The 21342-nt window shown below is 71.5% G+C and carries 23 protein-coding genes; 12 read left to right on the top strand and 11 right to left on the bottom strand.

Annotation, left to right across the window (positions count from 1 at the left end; translation table 11 throughout):
- Positions 1-117: 117 nt before the first annotated feature.
- The 3 genes from AB0M70_RS36595 to AB0M70_RS36585 are packed head-to-tail and all read left to right on the top strand — an operon-like array spanning position 118 to position 1975.
- Positions 118-876 (top strand): CPBP family intramembrane glutamic endopeptidase, encoded by a 759-nt coding sequence (locus tag AB0M70_RS36595; RefSeq protein WP_365827174.1) that lies wholly within the window; start codon positions 118-120, stop codon positions 874-876.
- 2 nt (positions 877-878) lie between these two features.
- Positions 879-1241, top strand: a complete 363-nt coding sequence (locus tag AB0M70_RS36590) for a PadR family transcriptional regulator (RefSeq protein ID WP_365827172.1) — start codon at positions 879-881, stop codon at positions 1239-1241.
- Complete coding sequence (locus AB0M70_RS36585) at positions 1238-1975, top strand: hypothetical protein (RefSeq protein WP_365827170.1); 738 nt, start codon at positions 1238-1240, stop codon at positions 1973-1975. The genes AB0M70_RS36590 and AB0M70_RS36585 overlap by 4 nt, the downstream gene beginning before the upstream one ends.
- Positions 1976-2058: 83 nt before the next feature.
- Here the strand turns inward: AB0M70_RS36585 and AB0M70_RS36580 are convergent, their stop codons facing one another.
- The 6 genes from AB0M70_RS36580 to AB0M70_RS36555 form a co-directional block, all read right to left on the bottom strand.
- Positions 2059-3507, bottom strand: a complete 1449-nt coding sequence (locus tag AB0M70_RS36580; RefSeq protein ID WP_365827168.1) for a penicillin-binding transpeptidase domain-containing protein — start codon at positions 3505-3507, stop codon at positions 2059-2061.
- A gap of 93 nt (positions 3508-3600) precedes the next feature.
- The gene (locus AB0M70_RS36575; protein ID WP_365827166.1) at positions 3601-4269 is read right to left on the bottom strand and encodes a response regulator transcription factor; all 669 of its coding nucleotides are present in this window, start codon (positions 4267-4269) and stop codon (positions 3601-3603) included.
- Positions 4266-5546, bottom strand: coding sequence for a histidine kinase (locus AB0M70_RS36570; RefSeq protein WP_365827164.1), 1281 nt, complete (start codon positions 5544-5546; stop codon positions 4266-4268). Before AB0M70_RS36570 ends, AB0M70_RS36575 begins: the two co-directional genes overlap by 4 nt.
- On the bottom strand, positions 5543-6517 hold the full coding sequence (locus tag AB0M70_RS36565; RefSeq protein ID WP_365827162.1) for a hypothetical protein: 975 nt from the start codon (positions 6515-6517) through the stop codon (positions 5543-5545). Before AB0M70_RS36565 ends, AB0M70_RS36570 begins: the two co-directional genes overlap by 4 nt.
- 104 nt (positions 6518-6621) lie before the next feature.
- Positions 6622-7086 carry a GNAT family N-acetyltransferase gene (locus tag AB0M70_RS36560; protein WP_365827331.1) on the bottom strand — a complete coding sequence of 155 codons (465 nt, stop codon included), beginning with the start codon at positions 7084-7086 and terminating at the stop codon, positions 6622-6624.
- Between the two features lie 20 nt (positions 7087-7106).
- Positions 7107-7877 carry an IclR family transcriptional regulator gene (locus AB0M70_RS36555; protein ID WP_160504308.1) on the bottom strand — a complete coding sequence of 257 codons (771 nt, stop codon included), beginning with the start codon at positions 7875-7877 and terminating at the stop codon, positions 7107-7109.
- Positions 7878-8011: 134 nt separating this feature from the next.
- On the opposite strand from AB0M70_RS36555, the gene AB0M70_RS36550 reads away from it, so the two are divergent.
- On the top strand, positions 8012-9541 hold the full coding sequence (locus tag AB0M70_RS36550; RefSeq protein ID WP_365827159.1) for an aldehyde dehydrogenase (NADP(+)): 1530 nt from the start codon (positions 8012-8014) through the stop codon (positions 9539-9541).
- A gap of 5 nt (positions 9542-9546) precedes the next feature.
- The gene (locus AB0M70_RS36545; RefSeq protein WP_365827157.1) at positions 9547-10155 is read left to right on the top strand and encodes a DUF1349 domain-containing protein; all 609 of its coding nucleotides are present in this window, start codon (positions 9547-9549) and stop codon (positions 10153-10155) included.
- A gap of 53 nt (positions 10156-10208) precedes the next feature.
- Here the strand turns inward: AB0M70_RS36545 and AB0M70_RS36540 are convergent, their stop codons facing one another.
- Entirely contained in the window at positions 10209-11606 is a 1398-nt protein-coding gene (locus AB0M70_RS36540; protein ID WP_365827155.1) for an MFS transporter, read from the bottom strand.
- Between the two features lie 71 nt (positions 11607-11677).
- Here AB0M70_RS36540 and AB0M70_RS36535 point away from each other — a divergent pair, with 71 nt between their 5' ends.
- The 6 genes from AB0M70_RS36535 (at position 11678) to AB0M70_RS36510 (ending at position 16790) form a co-directional block, all read left to right on the top strand.
- A complete protein-coding gene (locus tag AB0M70_RS36535; RefSeq protein WP_365827153.1) occupies positions 11678-12658 on the top strand; it encodes a helix-turn-helix domain-containing protein in 981 nt (326 codons plus the stop codon).
- Between the two features lie 23 nt (positions 12659-12681).
- Positions 12682-13173, top strand: a complete 492-nt coding sequence (locus tag AB0M70_RS36530; protein ID WP_365827329.1) for a GNAT family N-acetyltransferase — start codon at positions 12682-12684, stop codon at positions 13171-13173.
- A 76-nt stretch (positions 13174-13249) separates the two neighbouring features.
- The gene (locus AB0M70_RS36525) at positions 13250-13957 is read left to right on the top strand and encodes a DsbA family oxidoreductase (RefSeq protein ID WP_365827151.1); all 708 of its coding nucleotides are present in this window, start codon (positions 13250-13252) and stop codon (positions 13955-13957) included.
- 59 nt (positions 13958-14016) lie between these two features.
- The gene (locus AB0M70_RS36520; RefSeq protein WP_365827149.1) at positions 14017-15063 is read left to right on the top strand and encodes an aminotransferase class V-fold PLP-dependent enzyme; all 1047 of its coding nucleotides are present in this window, start codon (positions 14017-14019) and stop codon (positions 15061-15063) included.
- Between the two features lie 36 nt (positions 15064-15099).
- Positions 15100-15771, top strand: coding sequence for a sigma-70 family RNA polymerase sigma factor (locus AB0M70_RS36515; protein ID WP_365827147.1), 672 nt, complete (start codon positions 15100-15102; stop codon positions 15769-15771).
- Positions 15771-16790, top strand: coding sequence for a maleylpyruvate isomerase family mycothiol-dependent enzyme (locus AB0M70_RS36510; protein ID WP_365827145.1), 1020 nt, complete (start codon positions 15771-15773; stop codon positions 16788-16790). The genes AB0M70_RS36515 and AB0M70_RS36510 overlap by 1 nt, the downstream gene beginning before the upstream one ends.
- Before the next feature lie 24 nt (positions 16791-16814).
- Here the strand turns inward: AB0M70_RS36510 and AB0M70_RS36505 are convergent, their stop codons facing one another.
- Positions 16815-17318 carry a MarR family winged helix-turn-helix transcriptional regulator gene (locus AB0M70_RS36505; protein ID WP_365827143.1) on the bottom strand — a complete coding sequence of 168 codons (504 nt, stop codon included), beginning with the start codon at positions 17316-17318 and terminating at the stop codon, positions 16815-16817.
- Positions 17319-17453: 135 nt separating this feature from the next.
- Between AB0M70_RS36505 and AB0M70_RS36500 the strand changes: the two genes are divergently transcribed.
- Positions 17454-18521: an alkene reductase gene (locus AB0M70_RS36500; RefSeq protein ID WP_365827141.1), complete on the top strand. Its 1068-nt coding sequence runs from the start codon at positions 17454-17456 to the stop codon at positions 18519-18521.
- A 78-nt stretch (positions 18522-18599) separates the two neighbouring features.
- Here the strand turns inward: AB0M70_RS36500 and thpD are convergent, their stop codons facing one another.
- From thpD to ectB, 3 genes are all read right to left on the bottom strand, one after another.
- Positions 18600-19499, bottom strand: a complete 900-nt coding sequence (gene thpD, locus AB0M70_RS36495; protein ID WP_365827139.1) for an ectoine hydroxylase — start codon at positions 19497-19499, stop codon at positions 18600-18602.
- Positions 19500-19600: 101 nt separating this feature from the next.
- Positions 19601-20005 (bottom strand): ectoine synthase, encoded by a 405-nt coding sequence (locus tag AB0M70_RS36490; protein WP_361826232.1) that lies wholly within the window; start codon positions 20003-20005, stop codon positions 19601-19603.
- Between the two features lie 53 nt (positions 20006-20058).
- The gene (gene ectB, locus AB0M70_RS36485; protein ID WP_365827137.1) at positions 20059-21330 is read right to left on the bottom strand and encodes a diaminobutyrate--2-oxoglutarate transaminase; all 1272 of its coding nucleotides are present in this window, start codon (positions 21328-21330) and stop codon (positions 20059-20061) included.
- Positions 21331-21342: the final 12 nt, after the last annotated feature.

Genomic DNA, 21342 nt, shown 5'->3' with positions numbered 1-21342 from the left:
GGCATCACTAGATAGGTTGCATTCCTGACTAGGTCGCTCTACGGTCTAGGTAGCTCACAAGCTCATGGGGCCGTGCGGCACGCGCCGCGCGGCCCCTTCGGGAAGGGGGACCCCACCATGACCGCCTCGCTCTCGCCGGAGTTCTCGGCCGTTTCCACGGTCATCACCGCCGCGCTCGGCGCCTATCTGCTGTTCGGTGAGCCCTGGCTCGGCCGCCGTCTCTACGGCTCGCTCGCCCGCCGCCGCGACACCGAACCACGCGCCCTCGTCGGCTACTTCACCTTCGTCCTCGTCTTCTGGTGGGTCCTCGCCGCGGCCGCCGCTGCGGTCCTGCTGTTCTCGCCGGCCATGGCCGCCTCCGACCTCGGCATCGTGGCGCCCGATTCGCCGGTCACCACGGTCGTCGTCATCGTCACGATGGGGGCGGTCACGGTGGTCTCCGGACGCAAGATGCGTGCCCTCGCCGCGGGCGGCAGGAACGTGCCGGGGCTCGCCTCCATCCAGGCGATGCTGCCGCGCACGGCCAAGGAACGCCGCCTCGCGATCGCCGTCGCCGTGACCGACGGCATCTGCGCCGAACTCGTCTACCGCGGACTCCTGATCGCCTTCGCCGTCGGCGTCCTCGACCTCAACCTCTATGTGGCAGCGGCACTTTCGGCGCTCGTGTACGCCCTCGCCGGCCTCTACCAGGGCCGCAGCGGCTTCATCGCCTTCGGCGTCGTCGGGGCACTGTTCGCCGGACTCTACGTGTCGACCGGCAGCCTGTTGCTGCCCGTCGCCGTCCACATCGCCCTCTCCGTACGGGACTTGACGCACCCCGAGCCGGAGCCGATCGGCTCCGTTCCGACGTACGCGCCGACCCCGAAGGGCAGCTGACCATGACCGCACCCGCCTCCGGCGGCGCGAAGGCCGACCGCCGGGCCAGCTGGTTCAAGGGCGTGCTCGATCTGCTCGTGCTCGCAAGCCTCACCGACGGCGAGAGCTACGGATACGAGATCGCCAAGCTGCTCGGCGCCGCCGGCTTCGGCCAGATCAAGGGCGGCACGCTCTACCCCGTGCTCAACCGCCTCGAAGAGGCGGGCCTGGTCGCCGCCGAGTTCCGGGCCACCGAGAAGGGGCCCGGCCGGCGCTACTACTCCCTGACGGACGCCGGGCGCGCCACGCTCGGCGAGCAGGGCGGCCTGTGGCTCGCCTTCGACGGCTCCGTACGCGAGGTCCTGGCGAAGGCGGGTGTGCGATGAACGAGGGCTACGTGCGCGACAGCTATCTCCTCGACCTCGCCGACCGGCTGCGGGAGCACGGGCTGCCCGCCGACCGCATCGAGGCCACCGTCGCCGATCTCGGCGCGCACCTGGACGAGTCGGACGGGGCCGACCCGGAGGCCGAGTTCGGCCCGGTCGACGCGTTCGCCCGCGAGCTGGCACCGGCGGGGGGCGAGCGGCCCGGCACCCCCGAGGCGCACGTCGAGACGTGGCGGTGGACCGCCGACACGTACGTCGACGAGGAGTTGCTGAACCGCTTCGGCGACGAGGGGTGGGAGGTCGAGCGGGTCGACGCGCTCGGGCGCTTCGTCAGCCACCGCGACCTGGAGCGGCCGCAGCGCTGGGAGTACCGCCGCGAGCTGGTCACGCGGGGGCGCGAAGGCCTTGACGAGCGGCTCGCTCCCGACGGCTGGGAGGCCTGCGGGAACTGGATCGTCTACGCGTGGTTCAAACGGCCGCTGGCTGCGAGCCTCGGGCCGGGGGCGGAGGTGGGGTCGCCGCCGCCTGCGCCGGGGCGGCGGAACTTTTTGAGCCGCAAGTTCTACCTCCTGGTGGCCGCGATGGTCGTTGTCGTCGTCGTGGCGGGATCGGCCGTTGCCATGAACGACGGTGACACCGACTCGGGGCTCGGCTTCGTCGGTGGGCTTCTTGCGGGAGCCCTGATCCCCCTGGCCGCCCTGTGGAGCCGGCAGGTCTGGCGCTCGCGCCGCTGACCCCGCGGGGTGCCGTCTCTCGTATCGGCACCCCGCGGCCACAGCGGCCACAGCGGCCACAGCGGCCACAGCGGGCACTCCGGTCAAGATTTCAGCGCCGCCGACATCATCGCCTTCGCGATCGGCGCCGCCAGGCCGTTGCCGCTGACCTCCGACCGTGCCGCGTCCGAGGACTCGACGATGACCGCCACCGCGACCTCCTTGCCGTCGCTGCCCTTGGCGTACGAGGTGAACCAGGCGTACGGCGTCTTGCTGTTGTTCTCGCCGTGCTGGGCCGTGCCCGTCTTGCCGCCCACGTCCGCGCCGCTGATCTGCGCGTTCGTGCCCGTGCCCTTCTCGACGACCGTCTCCATCGCCGACTGCAGCTGGCTCGCCGTGCTCTGGCTCATCACGCGCTCGGAATCCGCGTCGTCGAACGAGTCGAGCACGTCGCCGTTCGAGTCGGTGATCTGGGACACCATGTGCGGCGAGACCAGTTCGCCGCCGTTGGCGATCGCCCCCGAGACCATCGACATCTGCAGCGGAGTCGCCGTGACGTCGAACTGGCCGATGCCGGTCAGCGCCGTCTGGGCCTTGTCCATGTCGGACGGATACACGCTCTCGGAGGCGCGCACCGGCACGTCCAGCTTGTCGGTGTTGAAGCCCATCTTCTCGGCCATCGACTTGACCTTGTCCTGGCCCAGGTCGACGGCCATCTTCGCGAAGACGTTGTTGCACGAGTACTGCAGCGCCGTACGGATCGTCGCGTTCTCGCAGGGCGCGCTCGCGCTCTCGTTCTTCAGGACCGTGCGCGTGCCCGGCAGCGTGTACGGGTTCGGGCTGTCGGTCCTGGTGTCCGCCGAGCCGTAGAGCCCGTCCTCCAGGGCGGCCGCCGCGACGACCAGCTTGAACGTCGAACCGGGCGGCAGCGGCTGCCGCAGCGCGCGGTTGACCATCGGCTTGTCCTCGTCCTTCAGGAGCGCCTGCCACTCCTTGGAGTCCGTGGAGCCGCTGATGTCCGAGGGGTCGTACGAGGGCGTCGACACCATGCCGAGGATCTTGCCCGTCTTCGGGTCGACGGCGACGGCCGCGCCCTTCTTGTCGCCGAGCGACTTGTACGCGGCCTTCTGCACCGCCGGGTCGATCGTCGTGACCACGTCACCCGGGTCGGCGCGCTTGTTCGTCACGGTGTCCAGCGGGTTCTTCAGCCGGTTGTCGGTGCCGTCCAGGACGTCCTTGTAGATGCCCTCCAGCTGCGTGGCCCCGTACACCTGCGAGCTGTAGCCCGTGACGGACGAGTACAGGTCACCGTCCTTGTATGTGCGCTTGTACTTGAGGTCGCCGCCCTTCGTCCGCTCGGAGCCGGTGACGGCCGCACCGCCCACGATGATGTCGCCCAGCGGGTTCGCGTACTGCTCGATCGCGTTGCGCCGGTTCAGCTTGTCGTCCGCGAGAGCCTTCGAGTCGTAGAACTGCACCCACGTCGCCCGCACCAGGAGGGCGACGACGAGCAGCAGCGTGAAGACCGAGGCATGCCTGATCGTCTTGTTCATCCCGTAAAAGGACGAGCGGCGCGGACGTATTCGTTCCGTTCTGCCGGGTTTCTTAGAGATTCCTCATACTGCGGGGGTGTCACGGCCGGGGCCTCAGTCGGTGTTCATGAAGCCCGCCTCGTACGCCGCGATCACGGCCTGCGTGCGGTCCCGCGCACCCGTCTTGGCGAGCACCGAGGCCACGTGCGTCTTCACCGTCGCCGGGCCCACGCCCATCCGCCCGGCGATCTCCGCGTTGGTCAGGCCCGCGGCCATCAGCCGCAGCACCTCGCTCTCGCGCCCCGTCAGCCTGCCCACCCAGGCCGGCGGCGCGGGCTTCGCGCGCGCGTGCTCGGCGGCCAGGGCGCGCACCGCTGCGGGGAACAGCAGCGAGTCGCTGCGCGCGACAAGGCGCACCGCCTGCACGAGCGAGTCCGCGTCGGCCCGCTTCAGCAGGAACCCGGAGGCCCCGGCCCGCAGCGCCTCGTACACGTAGGAGTCGTTCTCGAAGGTCGTCACGACCACGATGCGCGGCGGCTCGGTCTGCGTGCACAGGATCTGCTCCGTGGCCCGGATGCCGTCGATCTCCGGCATGCGTACGTCCATGAGCACCACGTCGGGCCGCAGCTCGCGCACGACGGACACCGCCTCGGCGCCGCTCGCCGCCTCGCCGACGACCTCCAGGTCGGGCTCGGCGGAGAGGATGACGCGCAGGGCGGTGCGCACCATGCGTTCGTCGTCGGCGAGCACGACGCGGATCGGGCCGACTGACGTCTCGGTCATGCGGGTCCTTTCAAGGGGAGTCGTACGTTCAGCCGCCAGCCGCCCTCCACCGGCCCCGCATCGGCGGTGCCGCCCAGGAGCCGGGCGCGATCGGTGATGCCGCGCAGGCCGTGGCCGCCGCCCGGACGGGAGGCGGGGGCGCCGTGGGGCAGCGGGTTCTCCGCGAGGATCTCCAGGTCGATGCCGTCAAGGGCGATCCGGAGGGTTACCGGGGCGTCGGGGCCCGCGTGCCGCAGTGCGTTGCTCAGGGCCTCCTGGACGATGCGGTACGCCTCGCGGGACACCATCGCGGGCAGGGCGTCCGGTCCTCCGGGGCCGAGATCGACGGTGGCCTTCACCCGCAGGCCGCCCGCGCGGGTGCGCTTGAGGAGGCCGTCGAGGTCGGCCGAGAGCGTCGGGGCGGGGGCGGTCGGGCTCGTCCGGTCACCGCCGCCCTCGCGCAACACCCCCAGAACCGCGTCGAGTTCGCCCACGGTGCGCCGGGTCGTCTCCTCGATGGCGGCAAGCGCCTCGCGGACGAACTCCGGGTCACGGTCCAGGACCCTGCGGGCGGCGCTCGCCTGGAGCGTGACCGCGCTCAGGGCGTGGCCCACCGAGTCGTGCAGCTCCCGGGCGAGGCGATTGCGTACGGCGAGGTCCGCGGCGCGCTGCTCGGCCGCCGCGAGCCGGTCGGCGGGCGAGGGGCCGAGGAGTTCGGGCGCCCAGCGCGCGAGGAGGCTCCCGGCCGCCGCCGCGCACCCGGCGAGCGCGATGAGGGAGAGGACCCCGATGACCGGGGCGAGCGCCAGCATCCAGCTCTCGCCGAAGACTTCGGGCATCCCGATCCGGCTGTCCCGCAGTACCGCGGCGAACGGCAGCGCGATCAGCACCGCCGCGAACGGCGGCAGGGCGAGGGACATCCCGCTGATGACCCCGCCGAACCCGAGGTGCAGCGTGAACCACGCGGCGGTGCGTGCGCGCGCCTGCCGGGACCGTGCGGGACCGTCGGCGAGCGCGTCGCCCGGCACGTCGCACAGCGCGCGCACCGCGGCCACCGACATGGGCCGGGTGAGCGGGAAGAGCGCGGTGATCGCGGCGAGCGGCAACCCCACGGCGAACGCGGTGAGTTGGGAGGTGAGCGAGCCGAACACGTTGTCCTCGCCGAGCAGCGGTCCGACCGCGACGGAGCCCACGAAGACGTACGGCATGGCGAGCGCGCCGCCGAGGATCAGATGGATCCACCGGCGCCGCGTCCGCCGCCCGAACAGGGCCGGGAGGGCTGCCGCGCGTGTTCTCACGCCGGTTGCCGCGGGGCACGGACGGCCGTGCCCGCCCGCTCCTTGAAGAAGGCCACCCCGAGGGTGGCGACCAGCGCCCCGACGATCATCTGGACAGAGTAGGTCAGGAGCATCGCCGCCGTCGGCTGCCGGGCGATGTGCTCCTCGCCCAGGACCGAGGCGAACAGCAGCCAGCCGCCCCAGCAGGCGACCGCGCCCGAGCCGAGCCAGGCCAGGGCGAGCGGCACCTTGACGGGCAGTGCGGGGGCCCGCCGGAAGGTGAGGAGCAGAGCGCCGGCGACCGCGGAGCCGAGGTAGATCATGTCCATCGCCTCGAGGACGTAGAAGTCGGTCGTACGCTCGTCGATCCGCGCCTCGCTGAGGCCGGCCGTGGACCCGGTGACCCAGAGAAGGTGCATGACCAGGGGCGCGAGGGCGAGGAGGGCGGCAGCGAGGGCGACACCCCGGGGAGCGCTCCGGCGGACGGACGTGCGGGGCAGATCCCGGACGAGGCCCCGCCACACGTGGCCCCAGCGGTCGCGTGCGTAGAGCACGAAGAGGGCGCCGAGGGCGAGGCCTTGGAGCATGAAGCCGCCGTAGACCACGCCGAAGACCCACTCGTGGAGGAAGGCGCCTTCGTCGCCGCCGCCCTGTGAGGGGCTGTTGACGCTGCCGCCGAGCGCCTTGACCAGGAGCTGGAGCGGGAACCCGGCCATGATCGGCGCGAGCAGGCCGGTGGCGGCCCACATGGGGAACGCGAGGAGCCAGGCGGGGGTGCGCAGGCCCCAGGGGCGGGTCAGGAGGAGCGCGAGGACGATGACGCTCGCGTCCATCAGCAGGGTGAGGCCGTTGGCGAAGAGCATGGTGGTGCGGTGATCGAGGAGGCTGCTGCCCTCGGGGATGCCGATGTGGCTTCCCGCGATCCACGCGAGCTTCAGGGTGAGGTACGGGAGGGCGGCGAGGATGGCGGCGGTGCGCAGAGCCTGTCTCATGCGCCCCAGCCTTCCGGCGGGGAGACCCGGGCACCTCCTGCCAGGCGATGATCCGGGTCCGCCGTGCGGGGGAGGGGCGGGCGCTCCGGGCCCGGATCGCGGGCCTACTCCAGCCGGAGAACGTCCTCCGCGATCTCCTCGCCCCGCGCGTGCGCGAACCCGCTGGCACGGGCCGTGACCCGGAAGCCGCACTTCTCCAGGACCCGCAGCGACCCCACGTTGTCCGCCGCCGCACGGGCGTACAGCGGGCGCTCGGGAACCTCCGCGAGGAGTTGACGCAACGCCGCCGTGGCGAGCCCCCGGCCCCAGTAGTAGCGGTCGATCCAGTACGTGACCTCACGCTCGCCCGGCTCGCCGTACACCGACACGTTGCCCACGACGTCGCCGTCCGCGAGGACCGTGCGGACGACGGCGTCCGATGCCCGGATGCTCTTCCAGTGGGCTTCGAAAAGGTCCCGGTCCGCCGTCTTCGGCGAAGTGAAAGCGGCGAGGTGGCTCGACTCGGGGTCGTTCATCTGCCGGTAGACCGGCAGATCACTGTCGTGCACCGGGCGCAGACTGACATCCATGCTCATTGTGCTCACCATGCTCAAAGCCTACGAGTCGCCAGTGTCAGACGGTCCCGGGCGTCGAACAACGCGTCCTTCACCATCTGTTCGTGCGCGGGCGTCAGCCGCGCCACCGGCACGGAGCAGCTGATCGCGTCCCGCGCGGGCGTGCGGTACGGGATCGCGACGCCGAAGCAGCGCAGACCGAGCGTGTTCTCCTCGCGGTCCACCGCGAAGCCCTGCTCGCGGACCGTGCGCAGCTCTTCGATCAGCTTCTCGCGGTCGGTGATCGTGTGCTCGGTCAGCGCGGGCAGCGTCTCCGGGAGCATCTTGCGGACCTGCTCGTCGGTGTGGGTGGCCAGGAGTGCCTTGCCCAGGGACGTCGAGTGCGCCGGGAGGCGGCGGCCCACCCGCGTGAAGGGCCGCAGGTAGTGCTGCGACTGGCGCGTGGCGAGGTAGACGACGTTCGTGCCGTCCAGGCGCGCGAGGTGGATCGTCTCCGTGGTGTCGTCCGAGAGGCGGTCGAGCGTGGGGCGCGCCGCCGCCACCACCTCGTCGCCGTCGATGTACGAGGTGCCGACCAGGAGGGCCCGCACTCCGATGCCGTACCGCGTGCCGGTCGCGTCCGTCTCGACCCAGCCGAGCTCCACCAGCGTACGAAGGAGCATGTAGAGGCTGGACTTGGGGTAACCGACGGCTTCCTGGACGGCGGCCAAAGAGTGCATTCCGGGACGTCCCGCGAAATACTCGAGCAACTCAACCGTCCGCACAGCGGACTTGACCTGTGCCCCGCCAGTCTCGCCAGCCGACATCGCCCTTGACCCCTTAGTTCGACGAGAAATAGTCTCCGAAGTCTCCGGTTCATCATCGGAGACAGCGTTCAGCATATCGAACAGCCCAGGTGGGTGGCAGCACATCTGTGGCATCACCTCTGGAGGACCCCGCGGTGGCAGCAGCACCAGTCTGGAGTGTCGACCCCCGAACCGGGAAGCAGCGCGAACAGGTTGCGGTCGAAGCCACAGTCCAGGAGGTGGACCAGGCGGTGCGTGCCGCTCTGGCCGCCAAGGACGCCCTGGCCGACCGCGGCACACGCGCCGCCTTCCTGCGCTCCGCGGCCGAACTGCTCGACGCGGCCAAGGATCACCTGGTCGAGGCCGCGGACGCGGAGACCGCGCTCGGCCCCGTCCGGCTCACCGGTGAACTCGCCCGCACCTGCTACCAGTTGCGGGCCTTCGCGGACATCGTCGACGAGGGCGGCTTCCTGGGCGTCGTCATCGACCACCCCGACAGCAGCGCCACGCCGCCCATCCCCGACCTGCGGCGCTACAAGATCCCGCTGGGCGTCGTGGCCGTCTACTCCGCGTCCAACTTCCCCTTCGCCTTCTCCGTCCCCGGCGGCGACACAGCGAGCGCGCTCGCCGCGGGCTGCCCCGTGGTCGTCAAGGCGCACCCCGACCACCCGGCCACCTCCGAGCTGGTGGCGTCGACGCTGCGGCGGGCCGCCGCCCGGCACGACATTCCCGAGGGCGTCCTCGGCCTCGTGCACGGCTTCGACGCGGGCGTCGAGCTCGTCAAGCACCCGCTCGTGTCCGGCGCGGGCTTCACGGGCTCCATCCGCGGTGGCCGCGCCCTCTTCGACGCGGCGGCGGCGCGCCCCGTGCCGATCCCCTTCCACGGAGAGCTCGGCTCGCTCAACCCGGTCGTCGTGACCGAGGCGGCGGCCGTCGAGCGCGCCGAGGAGATCGGAGCCGGTCTCGCGGGCTCGATGACGCTCGGCGTCGGCCAGTTCTGCGTCAAGCCCGGCCTGGTCTTCGCGCCGTCCGGCGCGGGCGGCGACCGGCTCCTGAAGTCCTTGACGGAGGCGGTCAGCGACACCGAGGCCGGGGTGCTCCTCGACCACCGGATGCGGGACAACTTCGTGGCGGGCGTGCGCGAGCGCGTCGAACTGCCGGACGTGGACGCGCCGGTGACGCCGGGCGCGGGCAGCGAGCACACGGTGAGCGCGGGCTTCCTGACGGTCCCCGCGGCGAAGCTCGCCGCCGAGGGCGAGCACGACCTGCTCCTGGAGGAGTGCTTCGGCCCTGTGACGGTCGTAGCCCGTTACGAGGACGACGCGGAGATCACCGCCGCCCTCAGCCGGCTCTCCGGCAACCTCACGGCCACGGTGCAGCTCTCCGCCGAGGAAGCCGCGGGCGAGGGGCGCGGGGCCGCGCTGCTCGCCGAACTGACGCCGCTGGCCGGGCGCCTGCTGGTCAACGGCTGGCCGACCGGGGTCGCGGTGGCGCCCGCACAGCACCACGGCGGGCCGTACCCCGCGACGACGTCCACCTCCACCTCCGTGGGCGGTACGGCGATCGAGCGCTGGCTGCGCCCCGTCGCGTACCAGAACACGCCCGCCGCGCTGCTCCCGCCGGAGCTGCGGGACGAGAACCCGCTGGGGCTCCCGCGTCGCTACGAAGGGCGCCTGGAACACTGACGTCCATGGACGTCAACATCCCCGAACTGCCCTTCTCCCTGCGCACGTACGGCCCCGACGGCAACTGGTCGTACGAGGACGGTGTGCTCACCGGCTGGGCGGGCGCCCGGCAGGACCGTTTCGTGCCGCCGACGGGCGAGGCGCTCGACCCCGCGTCGGACGCGCCTCGCCTCCTCGGCGCACCCGAGGGCGACTTCCAGCTGATCGCGCGGGTGACGGTCGGCTTCGCGGCGGCGTTCGACGCGGGCGTGCTGTACCTGCACGTGGGCGACCGGGAGTGGGCCAAGCTCTGCCTGGAGCGGTCGCCGGACGAGGCGACGGTCTGCACGGTCGTCACCCGCGGCCGCTCCGACGACGCGAACGCGTTCGTGGTGGACGGCAGCAGCGTCTGGCTCCGCATCAGCCGCACCGGCTCCGCGTTCGCCTTCCACGCCTCCCTGGACGGCAAGCACTGGACGTTCGTCCGGATCTTCTCCCTGGGCGAGGAGAAGACTGCGGGCGCGGCCCTGGTCGGCTTCATGGCGCAGTCGCCGGTGGGGGAGGGGTGCGTGGTGACGTACGACGGCATCGAGTTCCGTCCCAACTGGCCGCAGGGCCTGAGGGACGGGTCCTGATCTCCAGCCCGTCCGGCGTTTGAGGACGAACTCGGCGGAGCCGGTGGGAGAACTCAGTTCCTCCGCCGCAGCCCCAGCGTCGCCACCCCCGAGGCCGCAAGGAGTCCCGCAGCGATCAACAGACTCACCCGCATCCCGGAGACGAAGTCCCCGGCCACCAGGCCTCCGAAGGCCGCGATCCCGAGCCCCCCGGCCACCTGCCGGGCCGAGTTGAGGACCCCCGCGGCAAGCCCCGCCCGGTCGGCCGGAACCGCCTCCATCATGGCCGCGGTGAGCGGCGGGATCGTCAGCGCGCAGCCCAGGGCCAGCGGCACCATGAGGAACGCCAGGCCGAGCGCGGGCGTCGACGCGTCGGCAAAGAGCAGCAGCAACAGCCCCGCGACGGCGACCGCCTGCCCCGCCAGCATCGGAAGCCGCGGCCCGACCCGCGCCGCCAGCTTCCCGGCGAAGACATTGGTCACCGCGATCAGCCCCGTCATCGGCAGGAACATCAACCCGGCCCACAGCGCCGAACGCCCCTGTACCTCCTGGAAGAAGAGGCTGAAGACGAAGACAAGACCGTAGAAGGCGACGCTGCACGCGGCACCGGCCGCCACGGTGATCGCCACCGTCCGGTCACGGAACAGACCGAGCGGCACCACCGGATGCGCCTGCCGCGCCTCCGTCCGCCAGAACAGCATCCCCGCCGCCACCGCGACACCCAGGGCGATCAGACCCGTCGTACCGCCCTCGATGACCGCGAAGGTCACGGCGGTCAGCGTCAGGACCGCGAGCAACTGGCCCGGCACGTCCAGGGGCGCGGGCCGTCGCTCCGAGCGCGGGGCCCGCAGCAGCAAGGCCAGCGCCACCGCGCCCAGCGGGACGTTGACGAAGAAGATGCCGCTCCAGTCCCACGCGGTGGTCAGCGCACCGCCCGCGACCGGCCCCAGAGCCACCGCCACCGAACCGCCCGCCGCCCACATGGCCACCGCGCGCGCCCGCTTGGCCGCGTCCGCGTAGGCCTGGCGCACGAGGGAGAGCGAGGCGGGCAGGACCACGGCGGCCGCCACGCCCTGCACCACCCGGGCGCCGATCAGCGCGGGCAGCGACGGCGCGAGCCCGCAGGCCACCGAGGCGAGGGTGAACACCGTGATGCCGATCGCGTACGCCCGGGTCGCGCCGATCCGGTCGGAGAGCGCCCCGGTGGAGAGCATCAGAGCGGCGAAGGCGAGCGTGTAGGCGTCCACGACCCACTGGAGGCCGGTCATGCCGCCGCCCAGGGAGCCGCCGATCGCGGGCAGCGCCACGTTCACCACGGAGGCGTCGAGCGTGATGAGGGCGAAGCCGAGCATGGCGGCGGTGAGGGTGAGGCCGGGCGAGGCGTGGTCCTTGCCGGGCGAGGGGAGCGATGCCGCCGGATCAGGGAGGGGGCCCGCCGAACGGGAGCCTTCGGAGAGGGAGTTCGTTGCCATGTCCATGAGTCTGCTGACGGCGGCGCGTCTACAGTAGTGGCCTGAATGCCATACCTCCGGAGGATCTGGCCATGCCGCATCGCGTCGCCGTCATCGCGCCCTCACCTGTGTCGATGTTCAATCTCGCGATCCCCGAGATGCTCTTCGGGAGGGTCGAGGTGGCCGGCGGACCCGGCTACGAGGTGATCGTCTGCACCCCGGAGCCGGGCGCGGTCGCCACCACGGGTGGGCTCAGCCTTCAGGTGGAGCAAGGACTCGATGCCGTGCGCGACGCCGACACCCTCCTCGTCGCGGGCACCGGGCACCGCTACGAACCCGACCCCCGGACCGTCGCCGCCGTCCGCGAGGCCGCCGACGCGGGCCGGCGCATCGCGTCCATCTGCAGCGGCGCCTTCGTGCTCGCCGAGGCGGGACTGCTCGACGGGCGCAGCGCGACCACGTACTGGCAGCTCGCCGAGGAACTGCGCAGCCGCTATCCGGCGCTCGACCTCAAGGGAGACGTCCTCTACGTGGAGGACGGGCAGGTCATGACGTCCTCCGGGTACGCCGCCGGGATCGACCTGTGCCTGCACATCATCCGCACCGACTACGGGGCGGCCGTCGCCAACGAGGTGGCCAGAGCCGCACTCGTCGCCCCCGTGCGGCCCGGCGGCCAGACCCAGTTCACCCAGACCCCGCTGCCGCCCGAGCGCGGCAGCGCCTGCGCCGACACCCGGGGCTGGGCCATGCGGCACTTGGACGAGCCGCTCACGCTCACCGACCTCGCCCGGCACGCGGGTGTCAGCGTGCGCACCCTCACCCGCCGCTTCCACGCGGAGAGCGGGGTGAGCCCGCTGCAGTGGCTCCTGCACCAGCGCATCGAGCGGGCCAAGGAGCTCCTGGAGACGACGAAGCTCTCCATGGACCGGGTCGCCGAGGCCTGCGGGCTCGGCACCGCCGACTCGCTCCGCGGCCACCTGGTGCGCCGCACCGGGCTCACGCCGAGCGCCTACCGCGCCCAGTTCAGCCGCCTCGGAACTCAAGGCTCCCGGAACACGTCTATGGCAGCGTGATCCACTCTGTACTCCCCACGACGATGCGGACCGTGATGCCGACCGTCATACGCAGCGCCCTCACCGCCGACGCCCCGGCGCTCGCGGCCCTGCACGCCCGCGCCCGCGCCACGTACTACCCCGAGGGGCTGCCGGACGAAGCCGTCGACGGGACGGCGATGTGGCGTGCGGGCGTCGAGCGGCGCGGCGGGCATGTGCTGTGCGCGGTCCGCGAGGGCCGGATCGTGGGCCTCGCCTCGTTCCGCACGCCCGACGGCGAGGCCGCGGACACCGTGACGCTCTTCCAGTTCCACGTCGACCCCGACCACTGGCGCGCCGGGGTCGGCGCGGCGCTGCACGCCGCCTGCGTGGAGGAGTGGCGGGCCGACGGCATCCGGGAGGCAACTCTGGACGTCCACCGCGAGAACACGCGGGCCCAGGCCTTCTACGCCCGCCACGGCTGGCGGGAGGCGGAGCCCGGAGAGGGCGCGGACACGCATCTGCGGATGAGGCTCTCCGTGCCGGCCGGGGAATGAGCGGGGCAAGTCGTACGTTCTTCAACTGACCGGAGGGACCCTCCGTACTATCGTTCGATTGAAGAGAGCTAGTCACATGCGCGTCGAGATCTGGTCCGATATCGCCTGTCCCTGGTGCTATGTCGGCAAGGCACGCTTCGAGAAGGCCCTCGCCGCCTTTCCGCACCGCGACGACGTCGAGGTGGTGCACCGCTCCTTCGAGCTCGACCCCTCGCGCGCCAAGGGCGACAGCGGGCTCGTGATCCCGATGCTCGCCAAGAAGTACGGCATGAGCGAGGAGCAGGCCCAGGAGGCCGAGCGGAACCTCGGCGTGAACGCCTCGTCCGAGGGCCTCGACTACCTCACCGAGGGCCGCGACCACGGCAGCACCTTCGACATGCACCGCCTGCTGCACTTCGCCAAGGAGCAGGGCAGGCAGGACGAGCTGCTCGGGCTCCTCTACCGCGCCAACTTCGCCGAGGAGCGCTCCGTCTTCGACGACGACGAGCGGCTCGTGGAGCTCGCCGTCGCGGCCGGCCTCGACGCGGAAGCGGCCCGCGCGGTGCTCGCCGACCCCTCCCGGTACGCCGACGACGTACGCACCGACGAGCGCGAGGCCGCCGAGCTCGGCGCGAACGGCGTGCCGTTCTTCGTCCTCGACCGCAAGTACGGCGTCTCCGGCGCCCAGCCCGCCGACGTCTTCACGCAGGCCCTCGAGCAGGCGTGGGGCAGCCGCTCGCCGCTCACCACGCTCGCGGACGGCGACGCCTGCGGCCCCGACGGCTGCGCGGTCCCGCAGGCCTGACGCACGTCTGCACACATCGTCGATGGACGTGGGCGCGTACGGACGCGAGAGTTGATCCCATGGGGAACATCAACGGCGCCGAGTTCGCGCCCACGTCGACGTATCTGAACACGGCGAGCTGCGGTCTGCTGCCGGCGCGGGCCGTCGAGGCGATCCAGGGCCTCGCGGCGGAGAACGGCTCGGGCAGACGCGGCGGCTCGGGCGACTTCGGGATCGTGCAGGCCGCCCGTGAGTCCTTCGCGCGGCTCGTCAACGTGCCGCACGCGCGCGTGGCCAACGGCGGATCGGTCGCCGTGCACGCCGGTCTGATCGCGGCGGCGCAGCGGCCTGGCTCCGAAGTCCTCATCCCCGAGGGCGACTTCAGCTCGATCATCAACCCCTTCGTGGTGCGCGGCGACCTCAAGATCCGCTTCGTGCCCCTCGACGACCTCGCCGAGGCGATCCGCCCGACCACCGCCCTCGTCGTGTACTCCGTCGTCCAGTCGGCCGACGGCCGTATCGCCGACGACGCGGCGGTGCGCGAGGCCGCCGCCGCCCACGGTGCCCGTACCCTCAACGACGCCACACAGGCGGCGGGTTGGCTGCCCTTCGACGCGAGCCTGTACGACTACACCGTCACCGGCGCCTTCAAGTGGCTGCTCTGTCCGCGCGGCACGTCGTTCCTCACCGTGAGCGAGGAGGCGCAGGAGTCCCTCGTCCCGCTGCACGGCGGCTGGCTCGCGGCGGCGGAGAGCTGGAACGCCACCTACGGCCCGCTCTCCCGACTGGCCCCCGACGCACGCCGGTTCGACGAACCCCCCGCCTTCCTCGCGTACCACGGAGCGGCCCAGGCGCTCGCCCTCCTGGAGGAGACCGGAATCGACGCGGTCCACGCCCACGACACGGCGCTGGCGGCCCGCTATCGCGCCGGGCTCGCGGAGCTGGGCCACGCGCCGGTGCCCGGCGCGTCCCCGATCGTCTCCGTACCCGGACTCGCCGACAGAGACGAGCAGTTGAGCCGGGCCGGGATCATCACCTCCGCACGGGCGGGACACCTGAGGGCCTCGTTCCATCTGTACAACACCGAGGCGGACGTTGACCGGATCCTGGACGTGCTCTCCGGCTGAACCCTGGCGCGCGGGGCGGCGGGGCGCTAGGAAGGCATGACGGGGTGGCCTCACGAGGCGGTGGTGTCAGTGGCTCAGCAGCCCCATCCGGACACCGGCCTGCACCAGCGCCTGGTGTACGGCGACGAGACGGCGCTCGCCGAGGTCTACGACACGTACGGAGCCCTCGTCCACCGTGTCGCGGCACGCGTCACCCGCAGCCCCGCCGCGGCGGAGGACGTCGCCCAGGAGGTCTTCGCCCATCTCTGGTCGCGGCCCTACGCGTTCGACGCGCGGCGGGGGAGCCTGCGGACCTGGCTGTGCATGCTGGCGCATCGCAGGGCGGTGGACTGGGTACGCGGCGAGGAGCGCCACCGCAAGGCGGCGCACGCCGACGACGCGACCCTGCACACCATCCCCACCCCGGACCCGCCCCCGGAAGACGTGGTCATGGCACGAGAACGCTCCCTGCTCCTGCATTCGGCACTGGCGAGACTGCCGCTCCCGCAGCGCCAGGTGGTGCACCTCGCGTACTTCGCGGGCTGCACGTACCGTCAGGCTGCGGTGGAACTCGGCATCCCGGAGGGCACGGCCAAGACCCGATTACGGGCGGCCCTGCGCCGACTGGCCGAAGCCCTGGCCGACCCACCCGACCGACCGGACCCACCGGTCCCGTCCGACCCAGCTGACCCGGCACTTGCCGAAGCCCCAGGCGAAAGAGGCGCGTGATGACCACGGATCACGAAGCCGTACGTGAACTTCTAGGGGCCTGGGCGTTCGGCGCGCTCATGCCGGGCGACGAACGTACGGTCGCCCCGCATCTGGCCGACTGCGACCCCTGCGCGGCCGAGGCGGGGCGGCTGCGGGCGACGGTAGGCCACCTGGACGGGCCACCCCTCGCCGACGTGCCCGCCCCCGCGGGACGTGACCGCGCCCTCGGCCTCGCCCTGCGCACCCGCGCCGCGACCCCGCGCACGGCCTCGCACGCCGCTCCGTACGCCGCCGGCGTGGCCGGGCTCCAGGCGCTGCTGCGCGAGGTGGACGAGCACGGGCGGTGGGACACCCCGGTGGTGCACGACTGGGACGTGCACGACACGGTCGCGCATCTGCTGGCCGCGGACGAGCCGCTGGCCGTGCGGCTCGGGCTGCGCGCGCCGGGGCCGTGCGACGGCGTGGACGGGACGCCGTGGCGTGTGGCGTGGGCGGCGCGTACGGAAAGGGTGCTCGCCCGGGAGCGGGCCCGCACGCCCGCACAGACCGTGGCGTCCTGGCAGGCCCAGGCAGCCGATCTGCTCTCCTCACCCGAGGCGCACGACGCCGAACTGGCCGGACGGACAACGAAGTTGATGGGCGCCCGGCTGCCGCTCTCGGACCACTTCCTGGTCCGGGCCTTCGAGGCGTGGGTGCACACGGACGACATCGGCAGGGCCCTGGACATCCCGGCGCCGCCGCCTCGCACCCCGCACCTCTGGCAGCTGGTGCGCCTTGCCGTACGGACCCTCGAGCTGGCCCTGGGCTCCAAGGCGCCGGCCGTCGCGCTGACCGTCGCGGGGGAGGGTGGCGAGATGTCCTGGGTCCTGGGGAGCGGGGCGGAGCCGGTGAGCGCGGAGCTGGTCCTGGACCCGGTGGACTTCTGCCTGCTCATGGGCGGGCGGGTGGATCCCGAGGTGGTGCCTCGCGGAGTCTTCGGCAGCGAGGCCGCCGCGGGGCACGTCCTGACCCGGGCGGCCTCCTCGGCCTGGCTCTAGGGTCCGCCGTAAGGGCCCTGGCCCTTACGCGCCCCCGCCCCTCGCCTCCAGGGGGCAGTCCGCGGTCTCCGTGCACAGGTTGGTCTCCACCTTGCCCAGGAGCCGCGCAAGCTCCGCCCTCTCCGTGCCGTCCAGGCCCGCCAGCGTGTGGGTCTCCAGTTCGCCCCAGGCCCGCTCCACCTGCGCCAACAGCCCGCAGCTCGCGTCCGTGGCCTCGACCAGGACGGCCCGCCGGTCGTCCGGATCGGGGCGGCGGCGCACGTGTCCCGCCTGTTCGAGGCGTTGCAGCATCTTCGTGACCGTCGACGGGTCCAGGTCGACCGCCCTGATGAGCTCCGACTGCCGTACGGGCCCCGCGTCCCAGAGGTACATCATCACGAACTCCTGGCCGGGATAGAGCCCGAGCCCCTTGAGCGCCTTGCCCGCCGCGATCCGGTGCAGCCGGGCGACCCGGCTCACGGTGTGGCTGACGGGTCCCTGCCGCGCGGCGGTAGGGAGCTCGGTACAGGCGGGGTCGGAGTCGTGCATCGGAGCTCCAGCGGTGGGGTCGGCAGTGGTGTTCCACGTGTTCCACCACATTAGCTTGGTCGACCAAGGAATAAGTTACAGTGGCGCCCGGTTCACTTACTTGGCCGACCAATAACTTTCCCCTGGGGGCATCAGATGACCACCGCGTTCGACTCCCTCGACCTCGCGGGCACCCCGCTCGCCAACCGCATCGCCCTGGCCCCCATGACCCGGAGCCGGGCGGGCGAAGGCGGCACCGCCACGGAACTGACCGCCGAGTACTACGCCCAGCGCGCGTCGGCAGGGCTGATCATCACGGAGGGCATCCAGCCCTCCGCGGTCGGTCAGGGCTATCCCGACACCCCTGGCCTGCACTCCGACGAGCAGGTCGAGTCGTGGCGCAAGGTCACCTCCGCGGTGCATGCCGCGGGAGGCAAGATCTTCGCCCAGATCATGCACGTGGGCCGCATCGGCCACCCCGTGCTGCTCCCCGACGGCCTGGTCAACGTGGCCCCCTCGCCCGTCGCGGCCCAGGGGCAGGTCTACACGGCCGAGGGCCCCAAGGACTTCATCACGCCCCGCGAGCTCACCGGCGAGGAGATCCACGCGACCATCGCCGACTTCGTGACCGCGGCCCGCAACGCCATCGACGCGGGCTTCGACGGCGTCGAACTGCACGGCGCCAACGGCTACTTGATCCACCAGTTCCTGGCGCCCGGCTCCAACAAGCGAACCGACGAATGGGGCGGCACCCCGGAGAACCGCATCCGGTTCGCGGTCGAGACGGCCAGGGCCGTGTCCGCCGAGATCGGCGCCGCCCGCACCGGCCTGCGCCTCTCGCCCGGCAACCCCTTCAACGACATCTCCGAGCCGCAGGACGAGCTCGAGGCGACGTACACCGCCCTGGTGAAGGAGCTGAGCGCCCTGGACCTGGCCTACCTGCACGTCATGGAGGTGGGCCCGATCCGCGACCTGGTGACCACCCTGCGCCAGAGCTTCAACGGACCCTTCATCCTGAACCCCGCGACCGAGGGCTCCACCGGGCCCGACGCGCTCGCCCTCGTCGAGGACGGCACCGCGGACGTCATCGCGTTCGGCGCGCTGTTCCTGGCCAACCCCGACCTGCCGGCCCGCCTCAAGGCCGAAGGCCCGTACAACACGCCCGACCCGTCCACCTTCTACGGCGGCACGGAGAAGGGCTACACGGACTACCCGGCGCTGTAGGAGCGCAGCCCAAAAGGGCCCAGAGTCAAGATTGGCCCGGCACCCCCAGGTGCCGGGCCAACTCGCGTACGAGACCGCCTACTTCACCGGGGTGAAGTCACGCGCCCCAATGTATTCCGGCCGCCGGACCGGCGCCGCGAACGGCTCCACCGCCGTGTTCTCCACACTGTTGAACACGATGAAGACGTTGCTGCGCGGGAAGGGCGTGATGTTGTCCCCCGAACCGTGCATGGCATTGCAGTCGAACCAGGTCGCGGAGCCCGCCTCACCGGTGAAGAGCCGGATGCCGTAGTCCGAGGCGAGGCTGGTGAGCGTCTCGTCCGAGGGAATGCCCGCGTCCTGCATCTGCAGGGACCGCTTGTAGTTGTCCTTCGGCGTCGCGCCTTCACAGCCGAGGAACGTCTTGTGCGACCCCGGCATGATCATCAGGCCGCCGTTGGTGTCGTGATTCTTGGTGAGCGCGATGGAGACGGAGACGGTCCGCATGTTCGGGAGTCCGTCCTCGGCGTGCCAGGTCTCGAAGTCGGAGTGCCAGTAGAACCCCGAGGCCCCGAAGCCGGGCTTGACGTTGATCCGGGACTGGTGGACGTACACGTCGGAGCCCAGGATCTGCCGGGCCCGACCCACCACGCGCGGATCGGCGGCGAGCTTCGCGAACAGCTCGCTGATCTTGTGCACCTCAAAAATGGTGCGGATCTCCTGGGAGCGCGGCTCCACGATCGAGCGCTCGTCCGCCCGCATCGTGGGGTCGTCGATCAACCGAGAGAGCTCCGCGTGGTAGACGCTCACCTCGTCAGGGGTGATGAGCTGGTCGATCGCCAGGAATCCGTCCCGGTCGAACCCCGCCAGTTCGTCGGCCGTGATCGGCCCCGGCGTACCCGGCTCGGACCACACGACGGGGTCCTTGCGCTCGATGAGGACCTCTTCGGTGCCTCGCGTCGGGTACAGATCGGCGGTGCGTTCGGGTGCGGTGGTCATGGTGTTGCCTGCCTCTCCTCTCGTACGGCCCTTTCCGGGATGTACACCCCCGCCGCCCAGAGGAAGAGGGCGGCGGGGGAGATTCAGGGTGCGTGCTCCGGCTAGGCCGGCTCCGGCTCCGTGAGCAGCGGGTACACGCCGTTCTCGTCGTGGTCCTCACGACCCGTGACGGGCGGGTTGAAGACACAGATGCAGTGGAAGTCCTCCTTGATCCGCATCGTGTGCTTCTCGTGCCCGTCGAGCAGGTACATGGTGCCCGGCGTGATCGTGTACTTCTCGCCGGTCGTGTCGTCGGTCAGCTCGGCCTCGCCCTTGGTGCACACGACGGCCTCGATGTGGTTGGCGTACCACATCGACGTCTCCGTACCCGCGTACAGGATGGTCTCGTGGACCGAGAAGCCCACCCGCTCCTTGGCGAGGACGATGCGCTTGCTCTCCCAGGTGCCGGACGCGGACTTCACGTGCCGGTCGGTGCCTTCAATGTCCTTGAACGAACGGACGATCACGGTGAGTTGGTTCCTTTTCTCTTACGGGGGTGAGGACGCGGCCCGGGGGCCGCTCAGGCGGTCTCGCGCACCGCGCGGGCGAGCGTACGAAGTCCCTCGTCCAGCTCGTCGGCGGTGATCGTCAGCGCCGGGAGGAGCTTGACGACCTCGCTCTCGGGGCCGGAGGTCTCGATCAGCAGACCGAGCTCGAAGGCGCGCTTGGCGATGGCGCCCGCACGGGCCTTGTCGATGAACTCCATGCCCCAGACCAGGCCGCGGCCGCGGTACTCCTTGATGGCGCCGGGGTTCTCGTCGACGATCGCCTTGAACGCCTCCTCGACCTGCTCGCCGCGGGCACGGGTCTGCTTCTCCATGGCCGGGCCGTCGGACCAGTAGGTCTCCAGGGCGGCGGCGGCCGTGACGAACGCGGGGTTGTTGCCGCGGAAGGTGCCGTTGTGCTCGCCCGGCTCCCAGATGTCCAGCTCGGGCTTGAACAGCGTCAGGGCCATCGGCATGCCGTAGCCGCTGATGGACTTGGACACCGTCACGATGTCCGGCGTGATGCCCGCCTCCTCGAAGGAGAAGAACGCGCCGGTACGGCCGCAGCCCATCTGGATGTCGTCGACGATGAGCAGCATGTCCCAGCGCTCGCACACGTCGGCGAGCTTGCGGAGCCACTCGGCGCGGGCGACGTTGATGCCGCCCTCGCCCTGCACCGTCTCGACGATCACGGCGGCGGGCTGGTTGAGGCCGGAGCCCTGGTCCTCGAGCAAACGCTCGAACCAGATGAAGTCGGGGGTCTTGCCGTCGAAGTAGTGGTCGAACGGCATCGGCGTGCCGTGCACCAGCGGGATGCCGGCGCCGGCGCGCTTGAAGGCGTTGCCGGTCACGGCGAGCGAGCCGAGCGACATGCCGTGGAAGGCGTTCGTGAACGACACGATCGACTCGCGGCCCTTGACCTTGCGGGCCAGCTTCAGCGCGGACTCGACGGCGTTGGTGCCCGTCGGGCCCGGGAACATGACCTTGTAGGGCAGGTCGCGGGGGCGCAGGATGATGTTCTGGAACGACTCGAGGAACGCGCGCTTGGCGGTCGTCGACATGTCGAGGCCATGGACGACGCTGTCGCGCTCCAGGTAGTCGATCAGGGCGCGTTTGAGGACCGGGTTGTTGTGGCCGTAGTTGAGCGAGCCGGCCCCGGCGAAGAAGTCGAGGTACGAGTGGCCGTCCTCGTCGAACATGCGGCTGCCCTGCGCACGGTCGAAGACAGTGGGCCAACCGCGGCAGTAGCTGCGCACCTCCGACTCCAGGGTCTCGAAGACGCTCAGGTCGGGCTGGGTGATGGTCACAGCAGATCTCCT

The sequence above is a fragment of the Streptomyces sp. NPDC051214 genome (assembly GCF_040682375.1).
In the GTDB taxonomy this organism is placed as follows: Bacteria; Actinomycetota; Actinomycetes; order Streptomycetales; family Streptomycetaceae; genus Streptomyces.
This window is presented reverse-complemented; position numbering and strand designations above follow the sequence as displayed.